Raw genomic sequence first — 6,155 nt, forward strand, 5'->3', positions numbered from 1 at the left:
GCCAGACCCGCCCGACGGCGCCGCCAGCCCTAGGACGGCCCCAATCCGAAGTGGTGCCGGAAGAAAGCCTCGGTGGCTTCCAGCACCTGGAGCTGCACGCTGCCGCTGCGGAAGCCATGGCCCTCGCCGGCGAAGCGGTGCACCTCCACCGGAACCCCATGGGCTGCCAGGGCCGCCGCCATCCGGTCGGTCTGCTCGGGGGGCACCACCGGGTCGTCCAGGCCCTGGAAGAAGACCACCGGACAGCGGATCCGATCCGCATGCAACAGGGGGGAGCGGGCCTCGTAGAGCGCGCGGGCTTCGGGCCATGGGCCGATCAGGCCATCGAGGTACCGGGCTTCGAAGCGGTGGCTTTCGAGGGCCAGGGCACTGGGGTCGGCGACGCCGTAGCGGATCGCCCCGGCACGGAAGACTCCGGTGAAGCACAGGCCCGCCAGGGCCGTGAAGCCGCCGGCACTGCCGCCTTCGATGGCGATGCGGGCGGGGCTGGCCTTGCCGGCGGCGACCAGGGCCGTGGCGGCCGCGGCGCAGTCGGCCACATCCACCATGCCCCACTGGCCATCGAGGCGTGCGCGGTAGGCCCGGCCGAAGCCGGTGGACCCCCCGTAATTCACATCCACCACGCCCCAGCCGCGGGTGGTCCAGAACTGGATGGCGAGGCTGAGGCCGCGGCGGGCCATGCCGGTGGGCCCGCTGTGCCCCTTCACCAGCAGCGGCGAGGCGGGGGTGGCACCGCCGACAGGCGGATGGAACCAGGCCTGGGTGGGGGCGCCGCCATGGCCGCTGAACCAGAGGGCCTCGGGGGGGCTGATCCCCTCGGGGGGCAGGGGGCAGGGGGCCACGGGTGTGTGCTGCCAGTGCCGGCTGTCCAGGTCCAGGTCCAGCAGTCCCGACGGGGTCGTGGGGTTGCTCGCCACGGCCACCAGGCGTCCGGCTTCCGCATGGAGGCCGCTCAGGTCGTCGAAGGGCTGGGGCAGGGGGTCCCAGGCTGCGGCGGTCCCGGCCGCCGGTCCCTCCAGCACGACCCGGCCCAGCTCCCAGCGCCCGTCGCGGCAGGCAGCGGCCCACAGCTGCCGACCGTCCCAGGCGGTGGTGCCCAGCCCATAGACCCACTGGGGTGTGGCGAATTCTGCGGCCATCGGCACCAGCTCCCGCCACTGGGGCTCCCCAGGCCGGTCGGTGTCGAGGCGCTTGAGGTTCCACCAGCCGCTGCTGTCCTCCGCCACCACCAGGTCAGTGGGGCCGAGCCAGAGCGGCTGGAACACCGACACCGCTCGCCCATGGGCCGGGCCTGAGCCCGCCACGGGCCGCGGCTGGAGCAGCTCGCCCCGGGGGCTCAGCCGGGCCAGCCACAGCTGGCTCCGTTCCCACGGCATGAAGGGTTGCTGCCATTCCACCCATGCCAGCTGGCGGCCGTCGGGGCTGAGGCTGGCGTAGCCGCAGAAGTCGGCGGGTTGATGCAGGGGCTGCGGCAGGCCACCCGCCAGGGGGACCGCCACCAGCTGGTCGGTGCCGCCCGCTTCCATCACACCGATCCAGCGCCGCCGCTCGGTGTCGATCAGGCCATCGGCGAAGGCCCGTTCCCCCGGGGTGGCCGCGGGCGGGGTGAGGCGCCGCGGCGGGCCCTGGGGCAGGCCGGTGGCGGGATCGAGGGGGAGGTGCCAGAGGCCGCGGTCGCCGTCATGGATCACCACCAGATCACCGTTGCCGCCGATGGCGTAGGTCCCGCCGCCGTAGGTGTGCACCCGGCTGCGCAGGTTCCAGTCACCGGGGGTGAGTTCGATCGTCTCGGCGCCCGGCTGCGGCCGCAGCAGCAGGGTGGTGCGCCCGCCCTCCTGGGGACGCTGTTCGAGCCACAGCAGCCGCCCCCGCCACAGCCGTGGCTCCTTGACGGAGGGCGTCTGTCCCACCACGGCGGAGGCTGGCAGCGGGCCGGGCAGTGCCTTGGGCAGTGGGCCGGAGAGTGGGTCGGACGGCGACTCGGAGCGTGGGCCTGCGGGGGTCAAGCTGATTCCTCGGCGGTCCGCCCTAAACTGGCTTCACCGTATTGAGCAGTGTCCTTGGCCCGCAGCTTTGCCCAGATGGCACGTTCTGCGGAGCTCAGCAGCCGCAGCGTCCAGGTTCCGAAGGAGCCGCTGGATCAGCCGCCCCTGACGATTCACACCCTGGGCGATGCGGTGCTGCGCACCCCGGCCAGGCGCATCACCAAGGTGGATGAGTCGGTGCGGGACCTGGCCCGTGACATGTTGCGCAGCATGTACACGGCCAAGGGCATCGGCCTGGCCGCTCCCCAGGTGGGGGTGCACAGGCAGCTGCTGGTCATCGACCTGGATCCTGAGAATCCGGCCACGCCGCCGATGGTGCTGATCAATCCCGAGATCCGCTCCTTCGGCGCCTCCATCGACACCTATGAGGAGGGCTGCCTGAGCATTCCAGGCGTCTACCTCGATGTGGTGCGCCCCGGGAGTGTCGAGGTGGCCTACCGCGACGAGCAGGGCCGCCCCCAGAAACTCAAGGCCGACGGTCTGCTGGCCCGTTGCATCCAGCACGAGATGGATCACCTCAACGGCGTGCTGTTCGTCGACCGGGTCACCGATGAGCTGAGCCTGAACGAAGGGTTGAAGCAGCAGGGCTTCGATCGCACCGACGTCCATTCCATTCGCTGATTTCCCATGCCGATGAAGCCTCTGGCCGGGGTCTTCCTGGCCCTGGCCTGCGTGCTCGGGATCGCGGCCACCGGCTCGGTGTTCGAGCTGGCCTACGGCGACCCTGACCTGGGCGTCACGACGACGGGATGGATTCTCGCGCTGAGCGGGCCGGCCACCCTGGCGGCCCTGCTCGTGGCGATCCGCATCAACAGGCCCGCGCCCTGAGCGCCTCCAGCGGCGCCTGCCCCCTGCGGACGTCGGCCCAGCGCGGTCCTGCCGGGGATGCCGGAACAGCGCTGGGGCTGGCCCTGGCCCCTGGCCCGGGCGAGGGGCCATGCATACCATTGCCTTCGTTCCGGACCGTGCCGCGATGGAGTCCTCAGCACCGCACGCCCAACCCGTGCACGCCCTCGTGCGCCCTGTCCGCTCAGCCTGGCGCTGCCGCTCCCTGGCCAGCCGCAGGCTCTTCGGTGCCCTCCTGGGCCTGCTGTGCCTCGGCCCAGCGCTCCAGCCCGCCGGCGCCAGCGCCCTCTTCGAGGCGAACGATCTGGAGGAGCAGAACTTCGTCCTGGTGGCGGCTCCGATCGGCGATGGCCAGCGGGCCCAGCTGAACATCTACGAACAGATCAAGGCCACCCGCCCCTGCTATGCGGTCAACGGCGCCCAGCCCGGCCTGGTGGAGCCCCTGCTGTCCACCTTCGACTTCACGGGCATCTGTGGGCGGTTCATCGATGCCAACGGCTACTCGCTGCGCGTCGGCGGGATGGACCTGGGTGCGATGTACCGGCTGAGTGTGATCCGGAGCAACAGCGACAACCTGTTGCTGGCGGTGCCGACCAAGGCCGGCGCCGGCCCCGAGATGGTGGTGGCCCGCACCCAGGGGCCAGGCACGGGCTTCCTGCAGCTGGTGTTCGAACCGGGCTGGCAGCTCAAGCGCCGGGCCTACGGCGGTCGGCGGCTCGGCCATGTCTACATCTACAGGGACAGCTGGCCCGATCAACTGGCGGGGCCGGTCGATCCTGCCGTGCCGGCGGCCGAAGCGGAGGTCCAGCCGGGGGCCAGTGGGGGCTGAAACCATGGCTCCCGGCGCCGAAGGGGTTGAGGGGGGGTTGCTATGGTGACCAACTCCGTGAGTCCATTCCCGCTACATGACCCAGGTCACCGTCGGCGAAAACGAAGGTATCGAATCGGCCCTGCGCCGCTTCAAGCGCCAGGTGTCCAAGGCGGGCATCTTTGCTGACCTCAAGCGTCTGCGTCACCACGAGACCCCGACCGAGAAGTACAAGCGCAAGGCTCAGCAGCGCCGCCGTCGCCGCTGATTCCAGCCCAGCCCACTCCTGCGGGTCCACCACGTCCTGGGGGCATGAACGCGGAGCCCCTGGTCAGAGAACCCCTGGCCAGCGAACCCCTGCTTTCTGCCCCCGGCCTGCCCCCCAGCACGATCACGGAATCGGTCTTTCTACCGGTTCCCCAACGCTCTCCGATCGATCAGGCTGGTGGCATCCCTCCCAGGAGAGCGCCATGGCTGAACGTCTCGGCAGATTGGGTTTTCTGGCTCGTGGCGGCGGCGATGCCGCTGCCGCACTTCGGCCATCCGGCCATGGGCCCCTTCCAGCGATCGAGGATCTGGTGACGCGGTTCACCCGCTTTGCCGTGTGGTTCGGCGACAGCCTCATCCATGCCCTGGGCAATCCTCAGGAAGAGCGACGCTTCCAGCCTCCGCTGCTCGGCGTCCAGCCCTACCGGGATCGTCCCTACCGCTCCGCCCGCTGAGCGGCGCCGGTGCCCTGGGCGGCTGGACCGTCCTCGAGGCGGTCAAAGCTCCGGTAGGTGAGGGCCTCGGCCACATCGGCCGGGGCGATCCGATCCCGGGCCTCGAGATCACAGATGGTCTGGGCCACGCGCAAGAGGCGTTCCCCGCCGCGAGCGGTCAGCTGCCGTTGCCGAAGTGCCCCTTCCCACAGGTCCACGGCGGCCGCCTCCAGCTGGAGCACCCGCTGCAGCTCGCGGGCCGGAAGCTGCCCGTTGCTCAGGCCTGCAGGATTGCGGCGGATCATGCGCCGGTGGGCCTGCCTTACCCGCTCGGCCACGATGGCGGTGGTCTCCGGTTGCCGCGTGGGGATGCCGCGGTAGCCGGCGCTGAGGGTGGAGGCCTCCGGCCGCCGCATCACCACCTGGAGGTCAATGCGGTCCAGCAGGGGGCCTGACAGGCGGTTCCAGTAGCGCCGTCGGGCCGCCTCCCCGCAGCTGCACTCCCGATCCGGATCGCCGAACCAGCCACAGCTGCAGGGATTGGTGGCGGCCACGAGGCAGATCGCGGCGGGGAAGCGGGTGCGCTGGCGGGCGCGGTGGATCCAGATCTCCCCCTGTTCCAGTGGTTGGCGCAGCAGATCGAGCACCTCCCGGCGGAATTCCGCCAGCTCATCGAGGAAGAGCACACCGTGATGGGCCAGGGCCAGCTCCCCGGGGCGGGGGATCGCTCCGCCCCCGATCAGGGCGGCACCGGAGCAGCTGTGGTGGGGGCTGCGGAAGGGGCGTTCCTGCAGCAGCCCTTCCCCCTCGCCCAGCAGCCCGGCCACGGAGTGAACGCGGGTCAGCTCCAGGGCCTGGTGCGGCATCAGGGGCGGGAGGAGACCGGCCAGCCGCCGGGCCAGCATTGTCTTGCCGCTTCCGGGAGGTCCCACCAGCAGCAGATGGTGCTCTCCGGCGGCGGCGATCTCCAGGGCCCTGCGGCCGTGGGGCTGTCCCTGGACATCGGCCAGGTCCGTCGAGGAGAGCCGTGGCGGACGGGCAGGCTGGCGCGCGGGCGGCGTGAGCGGCGGCTCGGCCCCCTGCAGCTGGGCGACCGCTGAGCGGAGGTCGGTCGCCCCCCACACCCGCAGCCCCGAGACCAGGGCCGCCTCCCCGGCATTGGCCGCGGGCACCAGCAGGGCCCGGGCGCCGCGCCGGCGGGCCTCCATGGCGATGCACAGCAGGCCCCGGATCGGCCGCAGTCGGCCGTCGAGTCCCAGTTCACCGGCGCTCCAGGCACCCTCGAGGGCACTCGGAGCCAGCTGGCCACTGGCCAGAAGCAGTCCCAGGGCGATGGGCAGGTCAAGTCCCGGCCCCTCCTTGCGCAGATCCGCCGGGGCCAGGTTGACCACGACCCGGCTGAGGGGAACGCGAAAGCCGCTGTGGCGAAGGGCCGAGCGCACCCGCTCGCGCGATTCCTGCACGGCCGCATCGGCCAGGCCCACCATCTGCAGGGCCGGCAGCCCAGGGCCGATGTCCACCTCCACGGTGACCTCGCGGGCCTCCAGCCCCCGCAGCGCCGCACTGCTGCACCGTGCCAACATCGCCATCCGGGGTCGCCGGGATTCCAGTGCCACCCCCGTCTCACCGCCAGTTCCCTCCGTCCACCCCTGTCTCCGCAGCGATGGCCAGCTCCGACACGATCTTCGGCCGCATCCTGCGCGGCGAGATTCCCTGCGACCAGGTCCATGCCGACGACCGCTGCCTGGCTTTCCG

7 protein-coding genes are annotated in these 6,155 nt (G+C 71.5%); 5 read left to right on the forward strand and 2 right to left on the reverse strand.

Translation table 11 applies throughout. The annotated features are described in order from the left end of the window. Window positions 1-29 precede the first annotated feature (29 nt). A complete protein-coding gene (locus ACLD7X_RS05455; RefSeq protein WP_425625099.1) occupies window positions 30-1,910 on the reverse strand; it encodes a S9 family peptidase in 1,881 nt (626 codons plus the stop codon). Between the two features lie 171 nt (window positions 1,911-2,081). Between ACLD7X_RS05455 and def the strand changes: the two genes are divergently transcribed. The 5 genes from def to ACLD7X_RS05480 all read left to right on the forward strand — a co-directional run bounded on the left by def (window position 2,082) and on the right by ACLD7X_RS05480 (window position 4,421). After that, window positions 2,082-2,666: a peptide deformylase gene (gene def / locus ACLD7X_RS05460; RefSeq protein ID WP_411422487.1), complete on the forward strand. Its 585-nt coding sequence runs from the start codon at window positions 2,082-2,084 to the stop codon at window positions 2,664-2,666. Window positions 2,667-2,672: 6 nt separating this feature from the next. After that, window positions 2,673-2,873 (forward strand): hypothetical protein, encoded by a 201-nt coding sequence (locus ACLD7X_RS05465; protein ID WP_411422488.1) that lies wholly within the window; start codon window positions 2,673-2,675, stop codon window positions 2,871-2,873. 109 nt (window positions 2,874-2,982) lie between these two features. After that, window positions 2,983-3,720, forward strand: a complete 738-nt coding sequence (locus ACLD7X_RS05470) for a DUF3747 domain-containing protein (protein WP_412006985.1) — start codon at window positions 2,983-2,985, stop codon at window positions 3,718-3,720. 76 nt (window positions 3,721-3,796) lie between these two features. Further along, complete coding sequence (rpsU, locus tag ACLD7X_RS05475) at window positions 3,797-3,967, forward strand: 30S ribosomal protein S21 (protein ID WP_006172073.1); 171 nt, start codon at window positions 3,797-3,799, stop codon at window positions 3,965-3,967. Between the two features lie 202 nt (window positions 3,968-4,169). After that, complete coding sequence (locus ACLD7X_RS05480; protein ID WP_412006986.1) at window positions 4,170-4,421, forward strand: hypothetical protein; 252 nt, start codon at window positions 4,170-4,172, stop codon at window positions 4,419-4,421. On the opposite strand, the gene ACLD7X_RS05485 is transcribed toward ACLD7X_RS05480, so the two are convergent. Continuing rightward, window positions 4,403-5,983, reverse strand: coding sequence for a YifB family Mg chelatase-like AAA ATPase (locus ACLD7X_RS05485; protein WP_411422495.1), 1,581 nt, complete (start codon window positions 5,981-5,983; stop codon window positions 4,403-4,405). The genes ACLD7X_RS05480 and ACLD7X_RS05485 overlap by 19 nt on opposite strands. Window positions 5,984-6,155: the final 172 nt, after the last annotated feature.

The organism is Aphanothece microscopica RSMan92, from assembly GCF_046613545.2.
GTDB lineage: Bacteria > Cyanobacteriota > Cyanobacteriia > PCC-6307 > Cyanobiaceae > NIES-981.

Bases quoted from the DNA above. Each gene is read 5' to 3' on its own strand.
- ACLD7X_RS05470 (WP_412006985.1), top strand. From the start codon at position 2,983: ATGCATACCATTGCCTTCGTTCCGGACCGTGCCGCGATGGAGTCCTCA.
- ACLD7X_RS05465 (WP_411422488.1), top strand. From the start codon at position 2,673: ATGCCGATGAAGCCTCTGGCCGGGGTCTTCCTGGCCCTGGCCTGCGTG.
- ACLD7X_RS05485 (WP_411422495.1), bottom strand. From the start codon at position 5,983: ATGTTGGCACGGTGCAGCAGTGCGGCGCTGCGGGGGCTGGAGGCCCGC.
- ACLD7X_RS05480 (WP_412006986.1), top strand. From the start codon at position 4,170: ATGGCTGAACGTCTCGGCAGATTGGGTTTTCTGGCTCGTGGCGGCGGC.
- def (WP_411422487.1), top strand. From the start codon at position 2,082: ATGGCACGTTCTGCGGAGCTCAGCAGCCGCAGCGTCCAGGTTCCGAAG.
- rpsU (WP_006172073.1), top strand. From the start codon at position 3,797: ATGACCCAGGTCACCGTCGGCGAAAACGAAGGTATCGAATCGGCCCTG.